General features: G+C 46.7%; 1 pseudogene. It reads left to right on the forward strand.

The features are described from left to right. Positions 1 to 218 precede the first annotated feature (218 nt). Positions 219 to 527: pseudogene (locus tag A3756_RS01445) on the forward strand (hypothetical protein); the annotation flags it as partial.

A 527-nucleotide genomic window follows, 5' to 3' on the forward strand; every position in this document is an offset into this window, starting at 1 on the left:
CCCGTTTGAACATTGTAAACAGAGTTTCAAAGTCGCTGAGCAAGATCATCTTTGTCTCTAGGCACTATTCCAATTTTTCAAAAACTAAGCCTAATCTACGCACCTGTTGACTCCCGTCATTTTCTTCTGCCGTACTCAGACTATATTGAGCACTCAATAAAAAAATCTCACTCGCCTCCTAAAGGCGGTCTTCATGTTCGTAGAGATAAGGAAGGGATATGTCTGAAATACTAAAGAATCCGGGGTGGAAGGTAGCCATCGCGGGTACAGGGATCAACCTGGCTCTAGGGGTGCTTTATACCTGGAGCATTTATCAATCCAAGATTGTTGAATCAATTGAAGCGGGCGGTGCCGGTGGATTTAATTGGGACAGAGCTTCGGTTGGCGATCCTTATGCCATCTGCTGTTTAGTGTTTGCCTTTACGATGATTCTGGCGGGTAAGTGCCAGGACTTATTAGGGCCCAGGGTAACGGCACTGATTGGTGGCGTGGTAGTGGGTGCAGGTTTGCTGGTGATTTCGCAAAGC

It is taken from the genome of Oleiphilus sp. HI0086 (assembly GCF_001635225.1).